We start from the raw sequence: 25,563 nt of genomic DNA on the forward strand, positions 1-25,563 counted from the left end.
CTCAACCTGGCTCCCCCGCGCGACGGCGACGCCGCCATGGCGGAGCTCGTCGTGCATCCGGCGGCCCGGCGCCGCGGTGTCGGCGCCGCGCTGGCACGCGCGGCGCTCGCGAAATCCGGTGCCGCCAACCGGTTTTGGGCGCACGGCACCCTGAAGCCGGCCCGTGCGACGGCCGCGGCGCTGGGCCTGGTGCCGGTGCGGGAGCTGCTGCAGATGCGCCGCTCGCTGCGCGAGGTGCCGCCGGCGCCCGAGGTGGCGGGCGTGCGGATCCGCACCTACGCCGGCCCGGACGACGACGCCGAGCTGCTACGGGTCAACAACGCCGCCTTCGCCTACCACCCCGAGCAGGGGGGCTGGACCGAGGCCGACATCGCCGAGCGGCGCGACGAGCCGTGGTTCGACCCGGCCGGTCTGTTCCTGGCCTTCGACGACGAAGACGACGACGGCGCGCTGCTCGGCTTTCACTGGACGAAGGTGCACCTGGACCGTCCCGGTCTGGGCGAGGTGTACGTCGTCGGGGTCGACCCGGCGGCGCAGGGGCGCGGGCTGGGCCTGGCGTTGACGGCCGTCGGCGTCGAGTCGTTGGCGCGCCGGCTGGCCGAGGCCGCGCAGCCGACGGTGCTGCTCTACGTCGAATCGGACAACGTCGCCGCCGTGCGGACCTACGAACGCCTGGGCTTCGGCGTCTACAGCGTGGACACGGCCTACGCGGCGGCGTCCGGCGACGGTAGCTGAGCGAACCACCAGCGCCGTGTACCGCCAAGCGCCCGGCTCCGCCGCCCCGCGTTGCCCGGAAACGCACGAGCGCATAGTTTCGCGGTGGACGGCCGCCCGCTCCGGACGCGTCGAGAAAGCGAGATCGGTGAGGCTCCACAGGGGAGGCGGACCGCTGGTGGCCGCGGTGCTGACGATGGCGATCGGGGCGGCCGGCTGCGGCAGCGACGAGAACCACCGCGCCGCCGCTCCGGCGGCCCTGTCGGGGCCGACCGGCACCGCCGGCTGCGCCGGCAAGAACAAGCTGACGGCCGAGGGTTCCACCGCCCAGCTCAACGCGATGGCGCTGTTCAACCAGGTGTGGGGGCAATACTGTCCGGGCAAGAGCGTGGCGTACAACCCGACGGGCTCCGGCGCCGGCCGCGAGCAGTTCATCGCCGGCCACGTCGATCTCGCCGGAGCCGACTCGCCCCTGGTCGCCGACCAGATCGGGCCCGCGGCCAAGCGCTGCGACGGCAGTCCGGCCTGGGACCTGCCGCTGGTGTTCGGGCCGATCGCCCTGGTGTACAACCTGCCCGGTGTGTCTTCGCTGGCCGTCAACAGCGACGCCCTCGCCAAGATCCTCAGCGGCAAGATGACCGCCTGGAACGACCCGATCCTGGCGGCCCTGAACCCGGGGGTGGACCTGCCCACCACCCGGATCACGCCGATCTACCGCACCGACTCGTCCGGCACCACCGACAACGTGCAGAAATTCCTGACCGCCGCCGCGCCGCAGAGCTGGACCCGTGGCGTCGGCACGGAGTTCCAGGGCGGCGTCGGCGAGGGGGCCGCGAAATCGGCGGGCATCATCCAGGCGGTCCGCACCACCCCGGGCGCCATCGGCTACGTCGAGAAGGGCCTCGCCGACCAGGCCAACCTGCCCTACGCCAAACTCGCCAACCGCAGGGGCGCGGTCGCGCTGACCAACGACACCGCGGGCAACGCCGTGAAGGCGGCCCGGTTCGTGGCCGACGGCGACGACCTGGTGCTCGACCTCAACCCGATGTACGGCGGCCAGGAGCCCGACGCGTACCCGCTGGTGCTGGCCACCTACGAGATCGTGTGTTCCAAGGGCTACGACGCCGACACGGCGAACGCCGTCAAATCCTTCCTGACCGTCGCCGCCAACAGCGGGCAGAAGGATCTCTCGTCGGCCGGCTACGTCCCGCTGCCGGACAACGTCAAGGATCGGCTGCTCACGGCAATCAACGCGGTGCAGTGACCGGCGGGTTCGAAGGGAACGAGCGCGACACCGTGACGAGGCCGCTGTGACGACGCCGAACCCCGCCGACGCCGGCTCCGGCGCGGTGGTCGCCGCCCCCTTCCCCGAGTCGCCCGTGGTCCCCATGAGCCCCTGGGGCGCCGCGCGGCCGCACGTCGGCGACAGGATCTTCCGCAGGCTGGCGCAGGCGTCCGGGGTGTTCATCGTCCTGGTCATCGTGGCCATCGGCGGCTTCCTGCTCAGCCGCGCGCTCCCGGCGCTGCAGCGCAACCGGGAGAACTTCTTCACCTACGGCGGCGACTGGGTCACCACCGACACCGCGGCAATGCACTTCGGGATCGCCGCCCTGCTGCCGGTGACCGCGTTCGTGTCGGTGTTCACGCTGATCCTGGCCATGCCGGTGGCGCTGGGCGTCGCGCTGTTCATCACCCAGTACGCGCCGCGGCGCGCCGCCGCGCCGCTGGCGTACGCGGTCGACCTGCTGGCCGCCGTGCCCTCGATCATCTACGGCGCCTGGGGCCTCTACGTGCTGGCGCCGCAGCTGCGGCCCGTCGCCACCTGGCTCAACCGCCACCTGGCCTGGTGCTTCCTGTTCGCCGACGGGAACGCGTCGGCCGCCGGGGGCGGCACCATCTTCACCGGCGGCATCGTGCTGGCGGTGATGATCCTGCCGATCATCACCGCGGTCACCCGCGAGGTGTTCATGCAGACCCCGCAGGACCAGATCGAGGCCGCCCTGGCCCTCGGCGCCACCCGCTGGGAGGTGGTGCGCTCCGTGGTGCTGCCGTTCGGCCGGTCCGGGTACGTCAGCGGTGCGATGCTGGGGCTCGGGCGCGCCCTCGGGGAGACCGTCGCGCTGCTGATCATCCTGCGCGGCACCCAGGCGCCGTTCAACTGGTCGCTGTTCGACGGCGGGTCCACGTTCGCGACCAAGATCGCCGGCGCCGCCGGGGAATTCGACAACCACTACCGGGCCGGCGCCTACATCGCGGCCGGGCTGACGCTGTTCGTCCTCACCTTCGTCGTCGACGCGCTGGCCCGCCGGGCCGTCGCCGGGATCTCCGACCGGGGGCTGCGATGACGTCGATGCTCGACCGTCCGCTCAAGTCGCGCACGTTCTCCCGGCCGAGCCGGCGCCGCAAGGTCGTCGATCGCGTTGTGACGGCGCTGGTCTGGTTGTCGTTGTTGATCGCGGTGACGCCCTTGGTGGCGGTGCTGTGGTCGGTCGTCGCCAAGGGGTGCACCGCGCTGACGTCGAGCCTGTGGTGGACGCATTCGCAGGCCGGGATGACGGCGTTCGTGGCCGGCGGCGGCGCGTATCACGCGATCGTGGGCACCGTGCTGCAGGGCGCCCTGTGCGCCGCCATCTCGATCCCGATCGGGCTACTGCTGGCGATCTACCTGGTCGAATACGGCGGCGGCACCGCGCTGGGCCGGGTCGCCGGCTTCGCCGTGGACATCCTGAGCGGGGTGCCGTCGATGGTGGCGGCGTTGTTCGCCTACGCGCTGTTCGTGGCGACGCTGGGCCTGTCCCGATCCCAATTCGCGGTGTCGCTGGCGCTGGTGTTGTTGATGCTGCCGGTGATCGTGCGGGCCACCGAGGAGATGCTGCGGATCGTTCCGGTGGACCTGCGCGAGGCGAGCTACGCGCTGGGCATCACGAAGTGGCGCACCATCGCCAGCGTGGTGATCCCGACGGGCCTGTCCGGGATCGTCACGGGAATACTGTTGGCGGTGGCCCGCGTGCTGGGCGAGACGGCGCCGCTGCTGATCCTGGTGGGGTACGCCCAGTCGATGAACTTCGACATCTTCAGCGGGTTCATGGGGACGCTGCCCGGCATGATGTATCACCAGACGTCGGCCGGCGCGGGCGTCAATCCGGTGTCGACGGACCGGTTGTGGGGAGCCGCGCTAACCCTCATCCTGGTGATCGCCACCATCAACGTCGTGGCCCGGGTGACGGCGAAAGTCCTTGGGGCGAAGAAGAGCTAGGCAGGAGAAGCGGAGTGGCCAAGCGGTTGGACCTCAAAGCGGTCAACATCTATTACGGCGCGTTTCACGCGGTCGCGGATGTGACGCTGTCGGTTCTGCCCCGCAGCGTGACGGCGTTCATCGGCCCGTCGGGGTGCGGCAAGACGACCGTGCTGCGCACGCTCAACCGGATGCACGAGGTCGTTCCCGGCGGCCGGGTCGAGGGCAACGTAATGCTCGACGACGAGGACATCTACGGCGCGGGCGTGGACCCGGTCGGCGTGCGCCGCGCGATCGGCATGGTGTTCCAGCGCCCGAACCCGTTCCCCGCCATGTCGATTCGCGACAACGTGGTGGCGGGCCTGAAACTGCAGGGGGTGCGCAACCGCAAGGTGCTCGACGAGACGGCCGAGTACTCGCTGCGCGGGGCGAACCTGTGGGACGAGGTGAAGAACCGGCTGGACAAGCCGGGCGGCGGCTTGTCCGGCGGGCAGCAGCAGCGGTTATGCATCGCCCGGGCGATCGCCGTGCAGCCCGACGTGCTCCTGATGGACGAGCCCTGTTCGGCGCTGGACCCGATCTCCACGATGGCCATCGAAGAGCTGATCAGCGAGCTCAAGCAGGACTACACGATCGTCATCGTCACCCACAACATGCAGCAGGCCGCCCGGGTGAGCGATTACACGGCGTTCTTCAACCTGGAGGCCGTCGGCAAGCCGGGCCGGCTGGTCGAGATCGACGACACGGAGAAGATCTTCTCCAACCCGAGCCAGAAGGCGACGGAGGACTACATCTCCGGCCGCTTCGGCTGACCCGTCACTGCGAGGCGGGCTTGGCCTCTTCCTCCGGCAGCCGGCCGGTGGCCTGGAAGATGACGCGGCGGGCCACCTCCACGGCGTGGTCGGCGAAGCGCTCGTAGAAGCGGCCCAACAGCGTCACGTCGACCGCCGCGGCCACGCCGTGCTTCCACTCGCGGTCCATCAGCACCGAGAACAGATGCCGGTGCAGGTCGTCCATCGCGTCGTCCTCTTCGCGGATCCGGGCCGCCTTCTCCGGGTCCCGCGACAACACCACCTCTTGAGCGTTGTTCCCCAATTCCACTGCAACCCTGCCCATTTCGGCGAAGTAGCCGTTGACCTCCTCCGGCAGGGCATGCTGGGGGTGACGCCGGCGGGCGATCTTGGCGACGTGCAGCGCCAACGCACCCATCCGGTCGATGTCGGCCACCATCTGGATGGCGCTGACGATCGACCGCAGGTCCCCGGCCACCGGCGCCTGCAGGGCCAGCAGCACGAAGGCGCTCTCCTCGGCGCGCGCGCTCAGCACGGCGATTTGCTCGTGGTCGGAGATCACCTGCTCGGCCAGCACCAGATCGGCCTGCAGCAACGCCTGGGTCGCCCGCTCCATGGCGATCCCGGCCAGGCCGCACATCTCGCCGAGCCGTTCCGACAGCTCCGAAAGCTGCTCATGGTAGGCGGTGCGCATAGCGCCAAGCCTACGGTCTCCACGGCGAAAACGGGCGCGCAGCGCCGCGAAATACGGTTACTCGCAGGTGGTGTCGGCCGCGTTGGTAACGGTCAGGTCCTCGGGTAGCTTGGCCGTGGCGTTGCCGGTGCCGCGTTCGATCTGCAGGCTGACCGACGAGCCGTTGGGCGGCGGCGCGCTCACGGACTTGAAGTCCGGCCCGAGCACCACCTGCACCACCTGGCCGTAGCCGGACACCCGCTGCACCCGCGCGTTGGCGAACGACGACGCCACCGTGGCGGCCGCCTCCTCGTTGCCGGGGGAGAACAGCACCGTCGTGGCCCCCACCGAGCTCGGGTAGTCGTCGGGCGACATCACGTTGAAGCCGTTGCGCTTCAGCTGGCTGGTCGCGGTGGCCGCCAGCCCGCTCTGGGTGGTGGCGTTGGAGACCCGCACCGTGACGTCGCCCGGCGAGGCCGTCGTGACCTGCTGACGCTGCGCCTCGGGGGCCGCGGTGGGTGCCGGCGGCGCCGTGGTGGCGGGCGCCTTGGTCTGGCCGGACGTCGCGTTCGACTTCGACGAGCTGCCCAGATTCTGCGCGTTCTGGTCGTTTTCCTCGGGCAACGGGTCGTCGTTGATGATCGCGTCGAACAGCGAGCGCATGTCGGCCATCCGCGGCGGCTCGTCACCGTTGGAGTCGGTGACGCCGGTCGGCACGGTGACGAAGGTGATGTGCCCGGCGGCCATGCCCTGCAGCGACTGGCCGAGCTGCACCAGGTCTTTGGTCTTGACGTTGTCGACGTAGGTGTCGCTGATGATCATGTTGACGACGTTGTTGAGCTTGTTGAGGTCCAGCAGGGTGTCCTCGGAGATCAACGCGCGCAGCAGCGACGACACGAACCGCTGCTGGCGCTTGATGCGGCCGTAGTCGCCGTTGGTCTCGGTGGTGACCTGGCGGGCCCGCACGTAATTGAGCGCGGTCGGGCCGTCCAGCACCTGGCGTCCGCCGTGCTCGAGGACGGTGCCGAGCTCGTAGTCGTGCAGCGCCGTCTTGGAGCACACCTCGACGCCGCCGAGCGCGTCGACCATCTTGGCGAAACCGGAGAAGTCGACGGCGATGAAGTGGTTGATGTTCAGCCCGGACAGCTTCTGGATCTCCTTGACCAGGCACTTCGGGCCGCCGAACGCGAACGCCGAGTTCAGCTTGGTCTCGGTGTAGATCTTCGCCGAGCCCCACGTCTTGGTCTTGGCGTCGTAGAGCGGCCCGTACTTGCCGGTCTCGGGGTTCCAGGCCTCGCATTGCATCGGGGTGATCGCCAGGTCGCGCGGGAACGACACGGCCACCACCCGCTTGCGGTTGGCCGGGATGTTCACCAGCATCACGGAGTCCGACCGCTCGCCGTCGGCGTCGTCGGTGGTCCCGGCGCCCATGTTGGCGTTGTCGCCCAGCCGGGAGTCGAGGCCGACGATCAGGAAGTCCTCGTCGCCGTACTGCCCGCCCGGGTCGCGGATGTCGCTGGAGTTCTGGTCCAGGGCGTTGACGGTGTTGAGCCGGGCGTTTTTCGACGTGCTCCACTGCCACGCGCCGCCGGTCATGACCAGGGCCAGGGCCGCGGACAACGCGGCCACCGCGCGGGCGGCCACCAGGACCGGCCGACGGCGGCGCCGGGTCTTGACCGGCGGGACGTCGGGCTCGGCGGTCGGCTGGTCGGCGGCCTGCGGCTCGCGCAGGTCGGGGATCTCCGAGGCGCCCCCGAGCGCGTAGGCCAGGTCGTCGATCACCTGGGTGTCCTGTAGATCCGCCGGGATCGGCGCCGGCTCGTCGGCGTCGGCGGCGGCGCGGCGACGCCCGGACCGGCCACCGGCGGGCGCGCCGATCTTCGCGATCAGGTCGGCGACGCTGACACCGCCGCCGGTGTGGCTGCCGCCCGCGTCGTCGCCGGGCTCCTCGGTGGGTGCGGGGGTTTCGGGGGCGTCGGGGTAAGCCTCGCTCTGCCAGCGGTGGGAGTTGTCGTCGGGCGGCGGGTCGAAGAACCGCTCCCACGGGGCGGCTCCGGACGTCGGGGCGTCCCCGCCGTGGGTGGCGACGGCCGAACGCCACGGGTCGCGAGTGGCGTCCTTGTCGGCGTCACTCATGTCCAACCGGCCTCCGAAGCTCTGATGCAGACGACAGCGTGTCCATACGCGATGTCAGCGCGGCGCCCTCGACATCGGCGCCGCGATCGTGCGGGTGTCGCACACCGTGTGTCGCACTGTCGCGGCGGCGCGTTACCGAGCCGCCGCGAAAGCGCAACGCGGCAAGGCCCACATCGTACTGAGTTATGGCCGCAGACGCGATTTCGTGGCGGCCGGCTCAGCCGCCGGAGTGCATGACGTCGGCGCCGGACGGCACCGTGCAGTCGTCGGGATCGCGCAGCCACCCGTCCGGCAGCGCCACCCGGGCCGCGGACCCCTGCCGGCCCCGCGGGCCGCTGGCCGCGTCGGGGAACGGGACGGCGCCGTCGAGACGGCTCAGCAGGCGGTCCAGCTCGTCGAGCGTCTTGACCATCGCCAGCGACCGGCGCAGCTCGGAGCCGGCCGGGAAGCCGTGCAGGTACCAGCCGACGTGCTTGCGGATGTCGCGCATGCCCTTGTCCTCGCCGAAGTGCGCCGCCAGCAGCTCGCCGTGCCGGCGCACGATATCGGCGACTTCACCCAGCGTGGGCGGGACCGGAGCGGGGCTGCCGGTGAACGCCGCGGAGAGCTCGGCGAACAGCCAGGGCCGGCCCAGGCAGCCGCGGCCGATCACCACGCCGTCGCAGCCGGTCTTCGCCATCATCGCCAGGGCGTCGCTGGCGTCGTAGATGTCACCGTTGCCCAGCACCGGGATGGTCGTCACGTGCTGCTTGAGCGCGGCGATCTGGTCCCAGTCCGCGGTGCCGGAGTAGCGCTGCGCCGCCGTGCGGGCGTGCAACGCGACCGCGGCGGCGCCCTCCGACTCGGCGATCCGCCCGGCGTCCAGGTGCGTGTGGTGCTCGTCGTCGATGCCGACGCGGAACTTGACCGTCACCGGTATCCGGGTGCCCTCGGTGGCGCGCACCGCCGCGGCGACGATCTGAGAGAACAGCCGCCGCTTGTACGGCAGCGCCGCCCCGCCGCCGCGCTTGGTCACCTTGGGCACCGGGCAGCCGAAGTTCATGTCGATGTGGTCGGCCAGGTTCTCGTCGGCGATCATCTTGGCCGCGGCGTACGTGGTAGCCGGGTCCACGGTGTAGAGCTGCAGCGACCGGGGCGACTCGTCGGGCGCGAAGGTCGTCATGTGCATGGTGACCGGATGACGCTCGACGAGCGCCCGCGCGGTCACCATCTCGCACACGTACAGGCCGCTGACCGTGCCGACCTTCGCCAGTTCCAGCTCGCGGCACAGCGTCCGGAACGCCACGTTGGTGACGCCGGCCATCGGGGCCAAGACCACCGGGCTGGCGAGCGCGATGGGCCCTATGCGCACCTTTGGGCTACCGCCGGCTCATCGTCAGCGTGCCCGCGGTCTGGTGCAGCTCGAACGCGGTGGTCCGCTTGCCGGTGCGGGCCTCGCGGTCCAGCTGGCGTTGCTTGGACTGCTCGAACTTGTCGCAGGTCGCCTCGAGCTCCTTGACCAGCACTCCGAGGTCGTCGCGCAGCGCGGCGGCCTCCCCGGTGAAGTCCTCACGCTCGAAGATGCGCCACTTCTTCAACACCGGCATCACGACCTCGTCGAGGTGGATGCGCGGGTCGTAGACGCCGCCGACCGCGATGACCACGGCTTTGCGCCGGAACTCGGGCACCTGGAAGCCGGGCATCTGGAAGTTGCGCAGCACCTTGTGCAACGACTTCATCGCCTGGTTGGGCGACGCCTCGAAGCCGGCCTCGCTGACGTCCCGGTAGAAGATCATGTGCAGGTTCTCGTCGGCCGAGATCTTGGCCAGCAGCTGGTCGGCGATGGTCTCGTTGCACGCCTTGCCGGTGTTGCGGTGCGAGATCCGGGTGGCCAGCTCCTGGAAGGTCACGTAGATGACCGAGTCGAAGAGGCTCTCGGCGAACAGGTCGGCCCGGATCTGGTGGTTCTGGCCGGGGCTGAAGCCGCGGTTCACGACCTCCATGCGCAGCTTCTCCAGCTCGACGGGGTCGACCGCGCGGGTCACCACCAGGTAGTCGCGCAGCGCGATGCCGTGCCGGTTCTCCTCGGCGGTCCAGCGGTTGACCCACTGGCCCCAGGCGCCGTCCATGCCGAAGTTCATCGCGATCTCGCGGTGGTACGACGGCAGGTTGTCCTCGGTCATGAGGTTCTGCACCATCGCGACCTGGGCGACGTCGGTGAGCTTGGATTGTCCCGGTTCCCAGTCCTGGCCGCCGAGCGCGTAGAAGTTCTTGCCGTCCGACCACGGGATGTAGTCGTGCGGGTTCCAGTTCTTGTGCATGCTCAGGTGCCGGTTGAGGTTTTTCTCGACCACCGGTTCGAGCTCATGCAGCAGCTGCAGGTTCGTCAGCTCGGCTGACATGTGGACCTCCGGTTATCTGTGTCGACGGGTAGCAGTCAATATATCTGTGTACCTCAGTAGCATCAAGTTCCTCCGCGGTGTGGCGCTGCTCGCGTTTTCGCGCGAATTCGGCGGAGTCGACGCCCGTGACAATAGGGCTTGCCAACCCGGCGGATCGGCAAACCGCCGCGGCTATTCGCTGAGCTCGGCGGCGGGCACGTAGGGCGCCGCGCTGATGAAGAGCAGGTTCACGCAGTAGTCGATGAACTGCTCGCGGCCGGCCCCCAGCTGCCCGTGCAGGTAGGCGGTGAACAGGCTGGTCAGGCCGCCGACCAGGCTGGTGGCGACCATCCGCTGCAGCACCGTGTCGCCGATGGCGGACAGCTTGCGTTGCAGCAGGTCGATGAAGGTGGGCATCCACTCCACGCCCGAGCGGGTCAACGCCGGCTCCACCGCCGGCACCAGCAGGAGCACGCGGCCACGGATCGGGTCGTCCACCATCAGCTCGACGAACCGCTCGACGGCCTCGCGGGGGGTGCCGGCCGAGGTGAGCGCGTCCATCGCGCGGGTGCAGACGTCGTCGTAGACCGCGCGCACGAATTGGTCCCGGTCGGCGAAGCTTTCGTAGAAGTAGCGCTCGGTCAGCGAGGCGTGCCGGCATACCGCGCGGACGGTGAGCGCCGGACCGCCGGCGCCGCCGAGCAGTTGCACGCCCGCGGCGATCAGGCTGTCGCGGCGAAGGGCGACCCGGCTCTCCAGGGGGACGCCCGTCCACCGACCCTGGCGTTGACCGGTCTGCACATCGCTCCTAGAGTAGAAACTGACAACGGTTGTAGTCAGTTTTGCAGATACCTGGTAGGGATCCGACAGTGACTCAAGATACGTCCGCATCGCGCCCGGTGACCAGCGCCGTTCAACCCGACGCCCCCGCCGCGCGGGTGTCCGCCGGTGCCTCGGCCGAGGCGTCCGACGGCCTGGCCGGCGGCTGCCCGGTGTCGCCGGGGGGATACGAGGCGCCCCCCGCGCCGCTGGGTCCCGGTTCCCTGACGTGGCGGTACTTCGGGGACTGGCGGGGCATGCTGCAGGGCCCGTGGGCGGGCTCGATGCAGAACATGCACCCGCAGCTCGGGGCCGCGGTCATCGACCACTCGACGTTCTTCCGGGAGCGCTGGCAGCGCCTGTTGCGCTCGCTGTACCCGATCGGCGGCGTGGTCTTCGACGGCGAGCGCGCCCCCACCACCGGGGCCGAGGTCCGCGACTACCACATCGAGATCAAGGGCACCGACGAGCTGGGCCGGCGCTACCACGCGCTGAACCCCGACGTTTTCTACTGGGCCCACGCCACCTTCTTCGTCGGCACCATCATTGTCGCCGAGCGGTTCTGTGGCGGCCTCACCGAAGCGCAGAAGCGCCAGCTGTTCGACGAGCACGTCGAGTGGTACCGGATGTACGGCATGAGCATGCGGCCGGTGCCGAAGTCCTGGGAGGACTTCCAGGTCTACTGGGATCACATGTGCCGCAACGTGTTGGAGAACAACTGGGCGGCCCGCGCGGTGCTCGACCTGAGCGAGCTGCCGCAGCCGCCGTTCGCGCGGTGGCTGCCGGACTGGCTGTGGGCGGCGCAGCGCCGGCTCGTCGCGCCGTTCTTCGTCTGGGTGACCGTCGGGCTCTACGACCCGCCGGTGCGCGAGCTGATGGGCTACGAGTGGTCCAGCCGCGACGAGTGGCTACACCGCCGCTTCGGTGACGTCGTCCGCGCGGTCTTCGCCGTGGTGCCACGCCGATTCCGCAAGCACCCGCGCGCCCGCGCCGGCCTGGACCGGGCCGCCGGGCGGATCGCGGCCGACGCGCCGCTGGTGCAGACGCCGGCGCGCAACCTGCCGCCGCTCGACGAGCGTGGCGACCCTAAGCACTACTGCCCGGTCTGACCCCGCCCCGTCACGCGTGGGCGTGGGCGTGGCTGTCCTCCAGCCCCGCCTGATGGACGTGCTGATGGGTGTGGTGGGTCCCGTCGCCGTGGTCGTGGGCGTGCTGGTGCTCGACGTGGTCGTGCTCGTGGGTGTCGTGCGGGTGCGCGTGGGTGAGGTCGCCGTGGCGGTGGTCGTGCGCGTGGGGTGCGTCGTGGGTGTGTTCGTCGCTCATCTGCTGCCTTCCTCGATCGGTGCACCGGCGGCCGGCCGGTCCGGCGGTGCGGCCACTGCCGCCAGCCCGCCGTCGCGGCGGTGGTGCCGGGGAACGCCGGGGCCGGCGTGTTCGGCGTTGAACACCGCGTCGATGACGAGCTGGCGCACGTGGTCGTTCTCCAGGCTGTAGAAGATCGTGGTGCCCTCCCGGCGAGTGCGCACCAGCCGGGCCATCCGCAGCTTCGCCAGGTGCTGGGACACCGAGGGCGCGGGCTTTCCGACGTGCTCGGCGAGCTCGTTGACGCTCATCTCACGGTCGGTCAACGACCACAGCACCTGCACGCGCGTCACGTCGGCCAGCATGCGGAACACCTCGACCACCAGGCCGGCCTGGTCGTCGGGTAGGCGACTATCTGCATGCATACGCAGATAGTAGCGAAAGTGCGCGGGCGTCGTCGGCGACGCGTCAGGCGGGCGGGACGACCGTCGAGCGTCGCCGGCCGTCGTTGCGCTCGTTCCACAGCCGGTAGACGTCCACCGCGGCGGCCCGGGTCTCCTCGCGGGATTCGTGTCGCATCGGCAGGCGGCGGTGCTGCCACGGCTTGGCGAACTCGTCGTAGAACGTGGACAGCTCGAAGTATTTGCGGTCGTCGACGTAGTAGCGCTCGTACTCCTCGCGGGCGGTCAGGAAGACGACCTCGCGCGGCGAGCAGTAATACAGCGACCCCAGGCACATGGGGCAGGGGTGGGCCAGCACGTAGATGGTGGCGTCGACGAGATGCTCGGTCCCGAGCGCCGTGCACGCCTGGCGGATGGCGAGGATCTCGGCGTGCGCCGTCGGGTCGTTGGTCTGGGCCACCTTGTTGGCGCTCTCGGCCAGCACCTCGCCGTCGCGCACGATCACCGTCGCGAACGGGCGGCCGCCGTCCTCGACGTTGCGGCGAGCCAGGTCGATCGTTCGCTGGGCGAAGTCGGTCATGGTGCCTCCGGCGGGTAGGCGGTTGACCGCGGGCGAGCCACGGCCCTGTGGTACTCACTAGATTGTCTATCTTTTTCACGGGTGAGAGGAGCCGGATGGCCCGGACCGAGAGCGATCGTTGGGACCTTGCGACGAGCGTGGGCGCGACGGCGACCATGGTGGCCGCGCAGCGGGCGCTGGCGTCCGACGCCGGCTTGATCGACGACCCGTACGCCGCGCCGCTGGTGCGGGCGGTGGGCATCGACGTCTACGTCCGACTGGTCAACGGCGAGATCGCCGCGGGCGGCAACGCGGACTTCGACCCGCGGCGGATGGCGGAGGGGATGGCCTGCCGCACGCGGTTCTACGACCAGTTCTTCACCGACGCCACCGGCAGCGGCATCCGTCAGGTGGTCATCCTGGCCTCCGGGCTGGATGCGCGGGCGTACCGACTGCCCTGGCCGGGCGGCACGGTGGTGTACGAGGTTGACATGCCGCAGGTCATCGAGTTCAAGACCCTGACGCTGGGGGACCTGGGGGCGCGGCCCACCGCCGAGCGGCGCACGGTCGCGGTCGACCTGCGCGACGACTGGGCCACCGCGCTGCGGGCGGCCGGGTTCGACGCGGGGGCGCCGTCGGCGTGGAGCGCCGAGGGCCTGCTGGTCTACCTGCCCGACGACGCCCAGGACGCGTTGTTCGACCACATCACCGGGTTGAGCGCCCCCGGCAGCCGGTTGGCCTTCGAATTCGTGCCCGACACCGCCGTTTTCGCCGACCCGCGGTGGCGCGCCCACCACGAGCGGATGAGCGGGCTCGGCTTCGAGATCGACTTCAACGACCTCGTGTACCACGGCGAGCGCAGCCACATCGTCGAGCATCTGGGTCGCCGGGGCTGGCGGACGTCGTCGAACACCGTGGCCGAGTTGCATGCGGCCAACGGGTTCGTCTATCCCGATGACGACGTCGCCGCCGCCTTCGCCGACATCACGTACAGCAGCGCCGTGCTGGGGTGATCGTGCGGTGGTGCCCCCACCAGGGCTCGAACCTGGGACCTGCGGATTAAAAGTCCGTAGCTCTACCAACTGAGCTATAGGGGCGCGAGGAACCAGGATACTGGGTCGGGAATCGGGGCCTCGTTTGAGGATTCGGCCCGTCGTGACCTAAGCTGACGTGGCTCCCAACGGAAACCCGTTGCGGGTACCCCGGAGAGATTCGGTTCTGGCCCCCTTCGTCTAGCGGCCTAGGACGCCGCCCTTTCAAGGCGGTAGCGCGGGTTCGAATCCCGTAGGGGGTACGCGACGCGGTGACGCGGAGCAGAGCAAGGCCCTGTGGCGCAGTTGGTTAGCGCGCCGCCCTGTCACGGCGGAGGTCGCGGGTTCGAGTCCCGTCAGGGTCGCCAGCGCGGCGAGATATTCGCTGCCTTCCGGCCAGGTAGCTCAGTCGGTACGAGCGTCCGCCTGAAAAGCGGAAGGTCGGCGGTTCGATCCCGCCCCTGGCCACCATGCAGTGTCCGCCCGCTGCTTCCGGCGGGAACCGGTTACGACGGTCGCTTCGTCGCTGGCGGTGCGGTGTCGGGGCCGTCAGAGAAGACGGGAAGTTGCACGGCCTCCGAGCTGCGACCGGCGTCTGAGGCGATCTCGGGCTGGTGGCGATGCGAAAACAACTCTGCCGAATCCATGTATGCGTGGTCCTTTGTCGTGGTGCTGGGTCGCTCAGGCGAGAATCCGTCGGGCCGGGAGCGGTCGGGCTGCGATCTGGCGTCAGGAGCTAGACGGCCGCGTCGGCACGAGGGGAAAAGGGCGAACGACTCACCAGCCAACCTACACGCACGCAGCGAGGGGGGCCCGAGCGCGCTAGGTGGTCCCGCGGGGCCCGCCGATCGGGCGGCCTGCGCACGGGTGGGGGCCACTGCGCGGTGCTGGCGCCGTCCGGCGGCCGTTGTAGCGCCGGACTGGACGCGCATGGAGCCCCGAAAAGCATTGTGGGCTGGCGGGAAACCCCACCAGCCCACACGGACGAAGCGCTCCGTCAGAGTGCAGTCACACCGACTGCCTGCGGGCCCTTGTTCCCCTGCTCGATGCTGAATTCCACTCGCTGGTTCTCATCGAGCGATTTGTAACCGCTCCCCTGAATCTCGGAGTAGTGCACGAATACGTCCGCCGCACCACCGTCGGGAGCGATAAAACCGAAGCCTTTTTCGCTGTTGAACCACTTCACAGTTCCCTGTGTCATACTTTTCCCACTTCTTTCATTTCATTCCGATGCCGACAGGCACCCTGGGTCATGCTAGCACGTCTGGTGCCGGATCTGAATTCGACTGCAGACGAACGCATTTCGCCGCGGCGGCTCAGGCCGGCACGGTGAATGGAATGCGAATGCGCAAGCGCGCGTACATGTTTCGCGGCCATCGCCGGTTGCGGTCGGTGAACCTTCCGAGGTGGAAGTGGCCAGTGCGGCGCTGCGTCGTCACGTCCCCGCCGCGCACGCCGGTTTCGTCAGCGCGGTCCAGCTAGCAATGTGGGTTCCATGACGACGTGGTGCGCCTCGATGGCTACCGGTGCCGGCCACCCGCGACCGTCGGGCCGCGCCGCCGCGCCGCCGACGCTCAAAAAATCGTGTGCCGGGCCGGCGCGACGATGACCGGCTGACAACGGAAGCCGGCTCCGCTGCAACGGTTTCGGCGCGGGACCGGCTGGCTCACCATGCTTACAGAGTCGACGGCGCCGGCGAACCGGTCCCGCGGGTGCAATTGCGGCGGCCCGGTTCGGCCTGACAGGTCAACCCTTGCCCCGCTGCACGACGCGGCGGCCCAACCCAATCGTGGCCGCCGCGAACTTTGTGGATTGACCACGGTTGCGCGGGTTACTCCCCTTGATGGCGCCGAGCGGTCTGTGCACGGTACTGGCCGCCTCGTCACGCGCGTACATCAACGACGGAAGAGTCATGCCATGGCAGAGGACGACGAGGACTCCGGGCAACGCGCGGGCCCGCGCTCGGAGGGCAACCTCGAGCTCTTCTTCGATCTGGTGTTCACCTTCGCGATGTCGCAGGTCACCCAGCTGGTGGTCGGCGATCCCTCGCCGACGGGCTACGGCAGGGCAGCGTTGGCGCTGCTCGCGGTGTGGTGGGCCTGGGCGGGCTACACGTGGCTGATCAACACCTTCGACACGGCCAACGTGTGGCATGAAGCGATCGTCATCGCCGCGATGGCCGCGATGCTGGTGGCCGCGGCGGCACTGCCGTCGGCGTTCGGGTCCGGCGCGCTGGTCTTCGCCGTCGCGCTGCTGACGGTTCGGCTGATCCACGTGGTGAAATTCGTCGCCCTCTCGGCGCACGAGGACGCCGCCTTGCGGCAAAGCACCCGTCGGATAGCGCCGGCGTTCGTCGCCGCACCCGCCTGCATCGTGGCCGCCGCGTTCGTCGATTCGCCCGGACGCGAGCTGCTGTGGGTGGCCGCGGCGGTGATCGACTACGGCGCGCCCGGCGTGCTCGGGCTCGGCGGATTTCGCGTCTCGCCGTCCTACTTCGTCTCGCGCCACGGCTCGATCATCATCATCGCGCTCGGTGAGGTGGTCGTGCAATTAGGCGGGGCCGCAAGGAATCTCGACCGATGGCAGGTGGTTGCGGCTCTGCTGCTGGGCGTGGCCGTCATGGCCACGTTCTGGTGGACCTACTTCGGCCTGACCTCCGGAGCCCGGCAGCGGCTGGAGCAGGCCACGGGCACGGAACGGGCCCACCTTGCGCGCGACGCCTACAGCTACCTGCATCTCCCGCTCGTCGCCGGCATCATGCTGTTCGCCGTCGGCGCGCACGCCACCATCGAGCGCGCGACCGCGCCGCTGCCGCTGGCACCCGCGGTCGCGCTGGCCTGCGGCATGGCGTTGTTCTACTTCGCCGATGTCGCCTACCGGTGGCGCGACCATCGGCAGATCCCCGTCGACCGCGCCGTCACCGGGGTGCTCGCCGCGGCGACGCTGCCCGCGTTGCCGCACCTGCCCGCCCTGGCGGCGCTGGGCCTGCTCGCCGGCATCGGGGTGTGCCGATTGGCCTGGGAACTGTGGCGGCGCCCGCGGATCGGTCCGGCCCTGGCGGGACAGGCGCGTTGAGGGGTGCGCCCGCACGGCTCGCGGTCGGTTGAGCAACCAGCCGGCCGGGCAGAAGGTAACCGGCGCCCTCGCGCGCCACAACTGACAGGAGAGCGTGATGTCAAAGACTCGACGCCTTGCGGGGCGACGAATCGCAGCGTTGGCGGCCGACGGCTTCGAAAAGGTGGAGCTGGTCGTTCCGTTGCGTGCATTGCAATTGGCCGGTGCAAAGGTCGATGTCGTGTCCCTGCGCAAGGGCCGCATCCGCGGGGTGAACCTGCACATGCCGGCGACCCGCGTCGGCGTGGACGTGGTCGTCACCGATGCCGACCCGGATGCTTACGACGGGTTGCTGCTGCCGGGCGGCTTCATCAACCCCGATCTGCTGCGGCAGTCGGCGCCGGCCCGCGACTTCGTCCGCGCGTTCGACCATGCCGGCAAGCCGATAGTCACGCTGTGCCACGGACCGTGGGTGCTCGCGTCGGCGGGCCTGTTGAACGGGCGCACCCTGACCTCGTGGCCGGGAATCCGCGACGACCTGGTCAACGCCGGCGCCGATTGGCTCGATCGCGAGGTCGTGCGCGACCGCAACCTCGTGACCAGCCGGGGACCGCAGGACATGAAGGCGTTTCTGCCCGCGATGCTGGACATCTTTGCCGAGTCCGAACAGCGACCGCCCGCGGCCACCGAGCACAACGGCTCCGACCCGCAGCTCGACGAACCGCTCGGCTGGGCCATGGCCGCGCTGCACTGGTCACCGAAGCCGTCGGCGGCGGCACTGACCGGCGCGGCCGCGGCGGCGCTAGCGTCGCCGCTGCGGAAACAACTCTCGAAATACGCCGCCCGGTCGTAGCTTTCGGGCCGCCGACAGGCCGGCGCGCGTTGTTCGCTAGTGCCCCGCGTTGCGGGCCAGGTCGATGGCGTACTGGTTGACGAAGGTGCCCGCCGGCGGGTCGCCGTTGTCGCAGCTGCCGTCTGATTCCCCGGGTCGTTTGATCCACAGGTAGGCGTCGGCGTGCGCGCCCGCGGTGGCCGCGGTCGGCGGGGTGCCCAGCGCGCGACCGCTGGGGTTACACCAGTTGAGCCGGGAGTCCGGTGCCGGGCCGGCGCCGTTGCGTGAGGTGTCGACCACGTAGTGTGCCCCGTTGGTGAGCCCGGAAATGGCCTCGCCGTAGCCGATTTCATCCTCGGTGGTGTAGAAGTTCGCGGTGTTGACGCTGAAGCCGCGGGCATGGCCGACGCCAGCCTGGTTCAGCCGCGCCGCCATGTCCTCCGGGCTGTGCCAGCGCAGGTGCCCGGCGTCGACGTAGACCGCCGCGGCCGGATCCTTGGTGAGCGAGTCGACGGCGTAGCGGATCAGGTCGTAGCGCTCTTGGCGTTGGTCGGCCGACAAGCAGTCGGCCATGGCCAGCGCGTCGGGCTCGAGGACGATGGCGACCCGCGACCCGCCCACGCCCCCGGCGATGCCGTCGATCCAGCTGCGGTAGTCGGCGCCCGATCCCATGCCGCCCGCGGCGAAACTGCCGCAGTCGCGATGCGGGATTCCGTAGATCGACAGCACCGGGATGGCGCCGGCGGCGTTCGCGTCGCCCACGTATTGCCCCACCGTGGCCGCGGAGCCGCCCGGCACGATCCAGTACGCCTGCGGGGTGTTGGCGACGGCGGTCAGTTCGGGGCTCGGCGGGTCGGCGTGCTGCGCGGCGCGCATGGCGGCCGAATTGGGGTTGACATAGAACGGCGCGCCGGCGAGCGGGTCGGCCGCGTCGGCCAGGCGGAGCGTCGGCGCGGGGTGGGCGACGAGGCCCGTGCCGACGACGGCAGCGACCGTCAGGAAGGGGGCGATCCATCGCGCGGCTGCACGAGCAGCTGAGAACGTCACCCCTGGCAAATTAGTGCGCCGAAACCGTCAATGCCAATCGCGGCCAATTGCGGCCAATTGTGATCACAATGACCGCATGCCACTCGCCCGCGTCGCCCGGCTGGCCCCGGTGATGGCCGCGGCGATGGCCGCGCTGGCCGGGTTGGGCGCCGGGCCGCCGGCGCTGGCCGGCCCCGACGTGCCGCCGGTGGGTGCGGCCGCCCGCGCGGCCGGTTTCGTCGACGTCCGCAGCGCTGTCCCGGACGCGGTGATCGACCTGCGCTACGCGACGGCCGACAACTTCACCGGGACGCAGCTGTACCCGTCGGACGCCAGGTGCCTGGTCCACCAGTCGATGGCCCCGGGCCTGGCCGCGGCGGCGTCGTCGCTGCGCGCCCAGGGTCACCTGCTGGTGTTCTGGGACTGCTACCGCCCCCACGACGTCCAGGTGAAGATGTTCAGCCGGGTGCCCAACCCGGCGTGGGTGGCCCGCCCGGGACCGTTTGCGCACAGCCACGAGTCGGGGCGCTCGGTCGACGTGACGTTCACGGCCGGGCAGCAACCGTGCCCCGCCCAGCAGCGCGCCGACGGGCTGTGCCTGGCCGACATGGGCACCGATTTCGACGACTTCACCGCTCGCGCAACGGCATTCGCCACTCAAGGGATCAGCGCTGACGCGCAGGCGAACCGCGCCGCGTTGCGCACCGCCATGAACTACGGCGGCCTGAAGGTGTACGCGGGCGAGTGGTGGCACTTCGACGGCCCGGGGGCGGGTGACGACCGCCCGATCCTCGACGTCCCCGTCGACTGAGCGTCTCAACATATGAGATAACAATGTCACATTGTGACCAGACACCGGTAATCTGTGCCCAGACGCGACGATCGGAAGGGGCGCAACTATGGGCGACGAGCAGGGGGCGACCTATACCCACGGGCATCACGAATCGGTGCTGCGCGCACACCAGCGGCGCACGGTCGACGACTCCGCGGCATACCTGCTTCCCTGGTTGCGGCCCGGACTGTCCGTGCTCGACGTCGGGTGCGGGCCCGGCAGCATCACCGCCGGGCTCGCCGCCCGCGTCGCCCCCGGGGTGGTGACGGCCGTCGACCAGGTCGCCGACGTCCTCGACGTCGCGCGCGCCGAGGCCGACCGGCACCGGCTGACCAACGTCGCGTTCGCAACCGCCGACGTCCATCGCCTCGACTTTCCCGACGACACCTTCGACGTCGTGCACGCCCACCAGGTGCTCCAACACGTGACCGACCCGGTGGCGGCGCTGCGCGAGATGAGGCGGGTGTGCGTCCCGGGCGGCATCGTGGCCGCCCGCGACGCCGACTACTCGGGCTTCATCTGGTTCCCGCAGTTGCCGGAACTCGACCGGTGGCGCGACCTCTACCAGCGGGTCGCCCGCGCCAACGGCGGCGAGCCGGATGCGGGGCGGCGGTTGTTGTCGTGGGCCCGGCGGGCGGGGTTCACCGACATCACCCCCAGCGCGAGCGTGTGGTGCTACGCGACGCCGGAGTCGCGCGACTGGTGGGGCGGGATGTGGGCAGACCGGATCGTGAACTCGACGATCGCCCATGACCTGGTGCGCCTCGACGTGGCGACGACCGCCGAACTCGCGGACATCGCCGCGGCGTGGCGGGCCTGGGCCGCCGACCCCGACGGCATGATCGCCATCCCGCACGGCGAGATTCTCTGCCGCGCCTAGGCGCCGCGGTCCCCGCGCCCGGCGGTATTGGCATTCTCTTTTTTGGCAAGTACGTTATCCATCAGTGCATAATCGGACTTGCATCCCGCGGGGCGGGCGATCGGCGTTGGAGGAATCGTGCGTGTCGGAGTGATGATCGGACCCGAGCGCGGGGATTCCGCGCGCAAGGTCACCCGCATGCTCGCCGACATCGACTGGGCCGAGACCGCCGGTCTGGACAGCGCGTGGATCCCGCAGATCCCGAACGACTTCGACGCGTTGGTGGCCGCCACCCTGCTGGGCACCCGCAGCACCCGCATCGAACTGGGCACGGCGGTGGTCCCGCTGCAGGCCCAGCACCCCATCGCCCTGGCGCGCCAAGCGCTTTCGGTGCACGCGGCCACGGCCGGGCGCCTGGCGCTGGGCGTCGGACCGTCGCACCACTGGATCGTCGACGACATGCTCGGCATTCCCTACGAGCGGCCCGCCGGCTACACCCGCGACTACCTCGACGTGCTGCACGCCGCGTTCGCCAACCCGGGTCCCGTCGACGTGGAAAACGACACGTTCCGGGTGCACAATCCCCTGGACGTGGCGCCGGTGGCGCCGCTGCCGCTGCTGGTCGCCGCCCTCGGACCGGTGATGCTGACGATCGCGGGCGAGCGCGCCGACGGCACCATTTTGTGGATGGCCGACGAGCGCGCGGTCGGCGAGCACGTCGTCCCGCGCATCACCAAGGCCGCCGACAATGCCGGGCGCCCCGCGCCGCGCATCGTCGCCGGTGTGCCCGTATGTCTTTGTGCCGCAGACGAAGTGGATGCGGCGCGGGAGCGTGCGAACCGGATCCTGGGCGAGGCCGAAGTGTCCCCCAACTACCAGCGGCTACTCGGCTACGGGGACGCCCGCGATGTCGGCGACATCTGCGCCGCGGGGGACGAGACGGCGATCCTGAATCGCCTGCGCCGCTTCGCCGACGCCGGCGTGACGGATCTGTCGGTGCGCCTGCTGCCCATCGGCGACAACCGCGACGAGTTGATCGCGTCCAAGCGCCGGACCCGCGAGATGATCGCCGAGCTCGCAACGCAATTGCGTTAGCCGCCCGGACCGTTGAGGTGAGCCTCGGCCAGTTTCCGGAAGGCGGCCACCAGGCGGCCGCGATCGCCGGCGCGCGTGGGCAAGACGACGTGGCTGGGCTCGACGTTGTCCAACGGGATGGTGACGATGTCGGGCCGCAACGCGTTGCCGTGGAAGCCGGCGGTGATCGCGACCGCCTGCCCGGAGGCGATCAGTTCGAATTTGTCCTCGAGCGCGTCGATGAACGGGCCGTCCGGCGCGCGGCGGCCGTCGGGCCGAGGGTCGATGCGCCAATACGCGCTCCACGCGGGATCGGAGTGCCGCACCCGCGGCATCGGCTCGTCGGCGATGTCGTCGAGGCTCACCGACGCGCGGCCCGCGAGGCGATGATCGATGGGCACCGCCAAGACGCGGGGCTCGTCGTAGAGGACCGTCACGTGCAGCTGATCGGTCGGGAAGGGCAACCGCGTCATCACCGCGTCAACCACGTGGTCCAGCAACGCCATTCGCGCCCGCGCGAAATCCAGGTGTACGACCTGCACGTCCGCGTCCGGATGTTCGCGGCGCAACTCCCGCACCGCCGGGGTGACGATCATGCCGGTGGTATAGCCGATGGTGATCCGGCTCGGTTGGGCGGCGGCGCGGGCCTGCGCGGCGGCCTGGGCGGCCGAGCGCAATAGCGCCTTGGCCCGCGGCAGGAACACCTCACCGGCGGCTGTGACCCGGGTGCCCTGCGGCGTGCGGTCCAGTAATCGCACGCCCAATTGCTGCTCCAGGCGCCGGATTTGGCGGCTCAAGGAGGGCTGCGCGACCCGCAGGGCGGCGGCGGCACGGCCGAAGTGCCGCTGTTCGGCGACCACGACGAAATAACCCACCAGGCGCAGGTCGAGATCGATCACCGGCGAATCCGTCATGCCTCGAGTGTAAGGCCCTCTTCGCCGGCCGCGACACCGCTGCGCCCCGCTGAGCTGGCGTGATGCCGATTGTGCATGACGCCATCCGGAATGGGTCTTGGACGTGGCGGCGCGACGGACTTTGACTGGACAGCACGGACTGGACAGCACGCTAAGGCGCCAACCTGAAGGGAACCACCATGCACGTCTTCGTGACCGGCGCGACCGGACACATCGGCTCGGCCGTCGTCGACGAACTGCTCGCGGCCGGGCACCGCGTCACCGGCCTGGCCCGCTCCGACGAGGGCGCCGCCGCCCTCTCCGCCAGGGGCGCCCAGGTGCACCGGGGCGACCTGGACGACCTCGACAGCCTCCGGTCGGGCGCCGCCGCGGCCGACGGCGTCATCCACCTCGCTTTCAAGCACGATTTCGACGATTTCGCCGGTGCGGCCGAGGCCGACCTGCGCGCCGTCGAGGCGTTGGGGGAAGCGCTCGTGGGAACCGATCGGCCATTCGTCAGCACGTCCGGGACCCTGCTGCTGTCGCTCCTCGGGGCGGGTGGCACCGGGACCGAACTCGACGTGCTGCCCGGCGGGCCTCGGGTCGACTCGGAGAATGCGGTCATCGCGCTGGCCGAGCGGGGCGTGCGCTCCTCGGTGATCCGGCTGTCGCCGCTGGTGCACAGCAACCTCGACCATCACGGCTTCGCCCACCACCTGATAAACACCGCGCGCGCCACCGGCAAGTCGGGCTACCTCGGTGACGGGTCGAACCGCTGGCCCGCGGTGCACACGCTCGACGCCGCGCACCTGTACCGGTTGGCGCTCGAAACCGCGCCCGCCGGAACGCGTTTGCACGGCGTCGCCGACAAGGGAATACCGTTCGCCGACATCGCGGCCGTCATCGGGCGCAAGCTCGACGTGCCTACGGTGAGCATCCCGGCCGAAGAGGCGGGTCATTTCGGCTTCCTCGCGCTCTTCGCGGCCCTGGACAACCCGACCTCGAACGAGCTGACGCGAAAGATCGTGGATTGGCATCCGCAGCGGGCGGGCCTCATCGAGGACCTCGAGGCCGGCCACTACTTCGGTGAGTGACGCCATGGCGCCGATCGACGAGACCCGAAAGGCGTTGGGACCGGTGGGCGCATGCCTGCCGGTCTCCTTCACCGCCACACCGACGGCCGACCAGTTACGGGATGCCGCGCGCCGCCTCGAACGCGCGGGTTACGGCGCGGTCTGGACGAACGAGGTCCTCGGCAAGGACGCCCTGGTCCAACTGGCCGTGTTACTGGCCGCCACCGAACGGATCGTCCTGGGCACCTGCATCGCCAACATCTGGGCGCGCCCGGCGCAGACCATGAACGCGGCAGCCGCCCAACTGGCGCAGGCGTATCCCGGCAGGCTGGCCCTCGGGTTGGGGGCGGGCTACCCGGAGCAGGCGACCAGCGTCGGCCGCGAATTCGGCAGCCCCTTGGCCACCATGCGCGACTACCTGGACCAGATGGACGCCGTCACGTGGCCGCCGGCACCGGACGCGCCCTACCCGCGCATCGTCGCCGCCAACGGCCCGAAAATGCTGGCGCTGGCCGGTGAAAAGGCGCACGGCGCCTTTCCGGCCGGCCTGCCCCCGGAATTCACCGCCCAGGCCCGTGCGGCGTTGGGGCCGGACAAGCTCCTGGTGGTCGGGGTGAGCCTGGCCGCCGATTCGTCTGCGGCACAACATGATTACTCGGAAATCGGCGCGCTGGTGCGCGAGCACCTGCGTGTCGGTGCGGACCACGTCGCGCTGCTGGCGCCCGTCGGCGGCGACTTCGCGACCGGGGTGCGTGCACTCGAAGAGCTGGGCCCGATGCTCGCCGCTCGAGCGTGCGGGTAGCTTCACGCTCGGCCCCGAGCGTGCGGGTAGCTTCACGATCGTCCCGGGCGAGCGGGGGCCGCACGCCCGAGGTGGCTACGCGAGTTGCTTCTCGGCGTACAAGCGGGCCCACTCCGCGCGCGGCCGGATCGACACGTCTACGTCGACGGCGTTGGCGCGCAACGCCGTCACGGTGGCGCGTTCCCGGGGGGTGCGCGCGAATGGGTCCCAGCCGAAGAATCGGCAGGCGTTGGCCCAGGTGATCTTGTTGATGTCGGCGTCGTCGGCGCCCGCGGCGTTGAGTTCGGCCAGCACCTGCTCGGGAGCGTCGGGCCAGAAGCAGTCCGAGTGCGGGTAGTCGCACTCCCACGCGATGTTGTCGATGCCGATCTCGTGGCGCAGTTTTAGCGACGTCTTGTCGGTGACGTAGCAGGCCAGCGAGTGCTCGCGGAACACGTCGCTGGGCAGTTTCGAACCGAAGTCGCGGCGCAGCCACTTCTGATTCGTGTAGTGGCGGTCGCTACGATCCAAATAGAAAGGGATCCAACCGATTCCGCCCTCGGAGAACGCAAACCTCAGGTCGGGGTAGTTACGCATCGCCGGACCCCACAACAGGTCCTGCGCGCACATCGCCGAGACCTGGGTGGCCAAGATGATCATGTTGTCGATGGGCGCGTTCGGGGCCATGCTGATAGCGCCGAAGCCGGTTCCGATGTGCAGGCACATCACCACGTTCTCCTCGGACAGCGCGCGAAACACCGGGCCCCAGTAGTCGTCGTCGTGATAGCTCGGCAGCCCCTCCAGGTGCGGCAGTTCCGGCATCGTCACCGCCCGGCAACCCTTGGCGGCGACGCGGCGGATCTCGGCGCACATGGCGCCCGGATTCCAGGTCGGCAGCACGGCGATGGGAATGAAGCGATCGGGGTAGGAACCCGCCCAGTCGTCGATGTGCCAGTCGTTGTAGGCCGACACCATGACCAGCGTGACCTCTTCGCGGTGCATGTTGAGGTGCCGGGCCGAGAACCCGGTGAACGTCGGGAAGCACATCGACGCCAGGATGCCGTTGCGGTTCATGTCCCGGACCCGTTCGTGGACGTCGTAGACCCCCGGGCGAGGCC

General features: G+C 70.0%; 25 protein-coding genes, 4 tRNA genes and 1 pseudogene. 17 read left to right on the top strand and 13 right to left on the bottom strand.

Annotation, left to right across the window (positions count from 1 at the left end; all coding sequences use genetic code 11):
- The 5 genes from mshD to pstB form a co-directional block, all read left to right on the top strand.
- The coding region (gene mshD / locus A5714_RS14245) for a mycothiol synthase (RefSeq protein ID WP_068286030.1) at positions 1–735 on the top strand (735 nt) is incomplete at its 5' end.
- Positions 736–862: 127 nt separating this feature from the next.
- On the top strand, positions 863–1,978 hold the full coding sequence (gene pstS, locus A5714_RS14250) for a phosphate ABC transporter substrate-binding protein PstS (RefSeq protein ID WP_068286033.1): 1,116 nt from the start codon (positions 863–865) through the stop codon (positions 1,976–1,978).
- Between the two features lie 46 nt (positions 1,979–2,024).
- The gene (gene pstC / locus A5714_RS14255) at positions 2,025–3,059 is read left to right on the top strand and encodes a phosphate ABC transporter permease subunit PstC (protein ID WP_068286034.1); all 1,035 of its coding nucleotides are present in this window, start codon (positions 2,025–2,027) and stop codon (positions 3,057–3,059) included.
- Positions 3,056–3,970, top strand: a complete 915-nt coding sequence (gene pstA / locus A5714_RS14260; RefSeq protein ID WP_068286035.1) for a phosphate ABC transporter permease PstA — start codon at positions 3,056–3,058, stop codon at positions 3,968–3,970. The genes pstC and pstA overlap by 4 nt, the downstream gene beginning before the upstream one ends.
- A gap of 14 nt (positions 3,971–3,984) precedes the next feature.
- Positions 3,985–4,761, top strand: a complete 777-nt coding sequence (pstB, locus tag A5714_RS14265; RefSeq protein ID WP_068286036.1) for a phosphate ABC transporter ATP-binding protein PstB — start codon at positions 3,985–3,987, stop codon at positions 4,759–4,761.
- Positions 4,762–4,765: 4 nt separating this feature from the next.
- On the opposite strand, the gene phoU is transcribed toward pstB, so the two are convergent.
- The 5 genes from phoU to A5714_RS14290 form a co-directional block, all read right to left on the bottom strand.
- On the bottom strand, positions 4,766–5,434 hold the full coding sequence (phoU, locus tag A5714_RS14270) for a phosphate signaling complex protein PhoU (RefSeq protein WP_068071527.1): 669 nt from the start codon (positions 5,432–5,434) through the stop codon (positions 4,766–4,768).
- A gap of 57 nt (positions 5,435–5,491) precedes the next feature.
- Positions 5,492–7,549: an LCP family protein gene (locus A5714_RS14275; RefSeq protein ID WP_068286038.1), complete on the bottom strand. Its 2,058-nt coding sequence runs from the start codon at positions 7,547–7,549 to the stop codon at positions 5,492–5,494.
- A gap of 217 nt (positions 7,550–7,766) precedes the next feature.
- Positions 7,767–8,900, bottom strand: a complete 1,134-nt coding sequence (gene dusB / locus A5714_RS14280) for a tRNA dihydrouridine synthase DusB (protein ID WP_068286039.1) — start codon at positions 8,898–8,900, stop codon at positions 7,767–7,769.
- Between the two features lie 7 nt (positions 8,901–8,907).
- Complete coding sequence (locus A5714_RS14285) at positions 8,908–9,930, bottom strand: acyl-ACP desaturase (protein ID WP_068071521.1); 1,023 nt, start codon at positions 9,928–9,930, stop codon at positions 8,908–8,910.
- Positions 9,931–10,101: 171 nt separating this feature from the next.
- The gene (locus A5714_RS14290) at positions 10,102–10,710 is read right to left on the bottom strand and encodes a TetR/AcrR family transcriptional regulator (RefSeq protein WP_156747326.1); all 609 of its coding nucleotides are present in this window, start codon (positions 10,708–10,710) and stop codon (positions 10,102–10,104) included.
- A gap of 68 nt (positions 10,711–10,778) precedes the next feature.
- Here A5714_RS14290 and A5714_RS14295 point away from each other — a divergent pair, with 68 nt between their 5' ends.
- Positions 10,779–11,837 (top strand): oxygenase MpaB family protein, encoded by a 1,059-nt coding sequence (locus tag A5714_RS14295; RefSeq protein WP_068071519.1) that lies wholly within the window; start codon positions 10,779–10,781, stop codon positions 11,835–11,837.
- A gap of 10 nt (positions 11,838–11,847) precedes the next feature.
- Here the strand turns inward: A5714_RS14295 and A5714_RS14300 are convergent, their stop codons facing one another.
- From A5714_RS14300 to A5714_RS14310, 3 genes are read right to left on the bottom strand one after another with little or no spacing between them, the layout of a single operon-like run.
- Entirely contained in the window at positions 11,848–12,051 is a 204-nt protein-coding gene (locus A5714_RS14300; protein ID WP_068071517.1) for a zinc transporter Slc39a7, read from the bottom strand.
- Positions 12,048–12,455, bottom strand: a complete 408-nt coding sequence (locus A5714_RS14305) for a metalloregulator ArsR/SmtB family transcription factor (protein WP_068286041.1) — start codon at positions 12,453–12,455, stop codon at positions 12,048–12,050. Before A5714_RS14305 ends, A5714_RS14300 begins: the two co-directional genes overlap by 4 nt.
- 43 nt (positions 12,456–12,498) lie before the next feature.
- A complete protein-coding gene (locus A5714_RS14310) occupies positions 12,499–13,011 on the bottom strand; it encodes a nucleoside deaminase (protein WP_068071511.1) in 513 nt (170 codons plus the stop codon).
- A 95-nt stretch (positions 13,012–13,106) separates the two neighbouring features.
- On the opposite strand from A5714_RS14310, the gene A5714_RS14315 reads away from it, so the two are divergent.
- Entirely contained in the window at positions 13,107–14,003 is an 897-nt protein-coding gene (locus tag A5714_RS14315) for a class I SAM-dependent methyltransferase (RefSeq protein ID WP_068286042.1), read from the top strand.
- Between the two features lie 8 nt (positions 14,004–14,011).
- Here A5714_RS14315 and A5714_RS14320 read toward each other — a convergent pair.
- A tRNA-Lys gene (locus A5714_RS14320) sits at positions 14,012–14,087 on the bottom strand.
- 124 nt (positions 14,088–14,211) lie between these two features.
- Here A5714_RS14320 and A5714_RS14325 point away from each other — a divergent pair.
- From A5714_RS14325 to A5714_RS14335, 3 genes are all read left to right on the top strand, one after another.
- Positions 14,212–14,284, top strand: a tRNA-Glu gene (locus A5714_RS14325).
- Positions 14,285–14,312: 28 nt separating this feature from the next.
- Positions 14,313–14,389 (top strand) — tRNA-Asp (locus tag A5714_RS14330).
- 26 nt (positions 14,390–14,415) lie between these two features.
- Positions 14,416–14,492 (top strand) — tRNA-Phe (locus A5714_RS14335).
- Positions 14,493–15,018: 526 nt separating this feature from the next.
- On the opposite strand, the gene A5714_RS14340 is transcribed toward A5714_RS14335, so the two are convergent.
- A complete protein-coding gene (locus tag A5714_RS14340) occupies positions 15,019–15,222 on the bottom strand; it encodes a cold-shock protein (RefSeq protein ID WP_068071507.1) in 204 nt (67 codons plus the stop codon).
- 716 nt (positions 15,223–15,938) lie between these two features.
- On the opposite strand from A5714_RS14340, the gene A5714_RS14345 reads away from it, so the two are divergent.
- Both A5714_RS14345 and A5714_RS14350 read left to right on the top strand, forming a co-directional pair.
- Positions 15,939–17,096 (top strand): low temperature requirement protein A, encoded by a 1,158-nt coding sequence (locus A5714_RS14345; RefSeq protein WP_068286044.1) that lies wholly within the window; start codon positions 15,939–15,941, stop codon positions 17,094–17,096.
- A gap of 97 nt (positions 17,097–17,193) precedes the next feature.
- A pseudogene (locus tag A5714_RS14350) lies at positions 17,194–17,733 on the top strand (type 1 glutamine amidotransferase domain-containing protein); the annotation flags it as partial.
- A gap of 231 nt (positions 17,734–17,964) precedes the next feature.
- On the opposite strand, the gene A5714_RS14355 reads toward A5714_RS14350, so the two are convergent.
- Positions 17,965–18,954, bottom strand: a complete 990-nt coding sequence (locus tag A5714_RS14355; RefSeq protein ID WP_068071501.1) for a glycoside hydrolase family 6 protein — start codon at positions 18,952–18,954, stop codon at positions 17,965–17,967.
- Between the two features lie 112 nt (positions 18,955–19,066).
- On the opposite strand from A5714_RS14355, the gene A5714_RS14360 reads away from it, so the two are divergent.
- The 3 genes from A5714_RS14360 to A5714_RS14370 all read left to right on the top strand — a co-directional run bounded on the left by A5714_RS14360 (position 19,067) and on the right by A5714_RS14370 (position 21,719).
- Positions 19,067–19,744, top strand: a complete 678-nt coding sequence (locus A5714_RS14360; RefSeq protein ID WP_231975895.1) for a M15 family metallopeptidase — start codon at positions 19,067–19,069, stop codon at positions 19,742–19,744.
- A gap of 88 nt (positions 19,745–19,832) precedes the next feature.
- On the top strand, positions 19,833–20,645 hold the full coding sequence (locus A5714_RS14365; RefSeq protein WP_068071497.1) for a class I SAM-dependent methyltransferase: 813 nt from the start codon (positions 19,833–19,835) through the stop codon (positions 20,643–20,645).
- 117 nt (positions 20,646–20,762) lie between these two features.
- On the top strand, positions 20,763–21,719 hold the full coding sequence (locus A5714_RS14370; protein WP_068286048.1) for an LLM class F420-dependent oxidoreductase: 957 nt from the start codon (positions 20,763–20,765) through the stop codon (positions 21,717–21,719).
- Here the strand turns inward: A5714_RS14370 and A5714_RS14375 are convergent.
- Positions 21,716–22,612: a LysR family transcriptional regulator gene (locus A5714_RS14375; protein WP_068286050.1), complete on the bottom strand. Its 897-nt coding sequence runs from the start codon at positions 22,610–22,612 to the stop codon at positions 21,716–21,718. The two genes, A5714_RS14370 and A5714_RS14375, sit on opposite strands and share 4 nt — an antisense overlap.
- A gap of 179 nt (positions 22,613–22,791) precedes the next feature.
- Between A5714_RS14375 and A5714_RS14380 the strand changes: the two genes are divergently transcribed.
- Together A5714_RS14380 and A5714_RS14385 are read left to right on the top strand one after the other, a co-directional pair.
- Positions 22,792–23,685 (top strand): SDR family oxidoreductase, encoded by an 894-nt coding sequence (locus tag A5714_RS14380; RefSeq protein ID WP_068071491.1) that lies wholly within the window; start codon positions 22,792–22,794, stop codon positions 23,683–23,685.
- Positions 23,678–24,466: an LLM class flavin-dependent oxidoreductase gene (locus A5714_RS14385; protein ID WP_231975893.1), complete on the top strand. Its 789-nt coding sequence runs from the start codon at positions 23,678–23,680 to the stop codon at positions 24,464–24,466. The genes A5714_RS14380 and A5714_RS14385 overlap by 8 nt, the downstream gene beginning before the upstream one ends.
- A 75-nt stretch (positions 24,467–24,541) precedes the next feature.
- Here the strand turns inward: A5714_RS14385 and A5714_RS14390 are convergent.
- Positions 24,542–25,563 (bottom strand): amidohydrolase family protein (locus A5714_RS14390; protein ID WP_068286057.1); only part of this gene is annotated, 1,022 nt, incomplete at its 5' end.

The sequence above is a fragment of the Mycobacterium sp. E2462 genome (genome assembly GCF_001672685.1).
Classification (GTDB): domain Bacteria; phylum Actinomycetota; class Actinomycetes; order Mycobacteriales; family Mycobacteriaceae; genus Mycobacterium.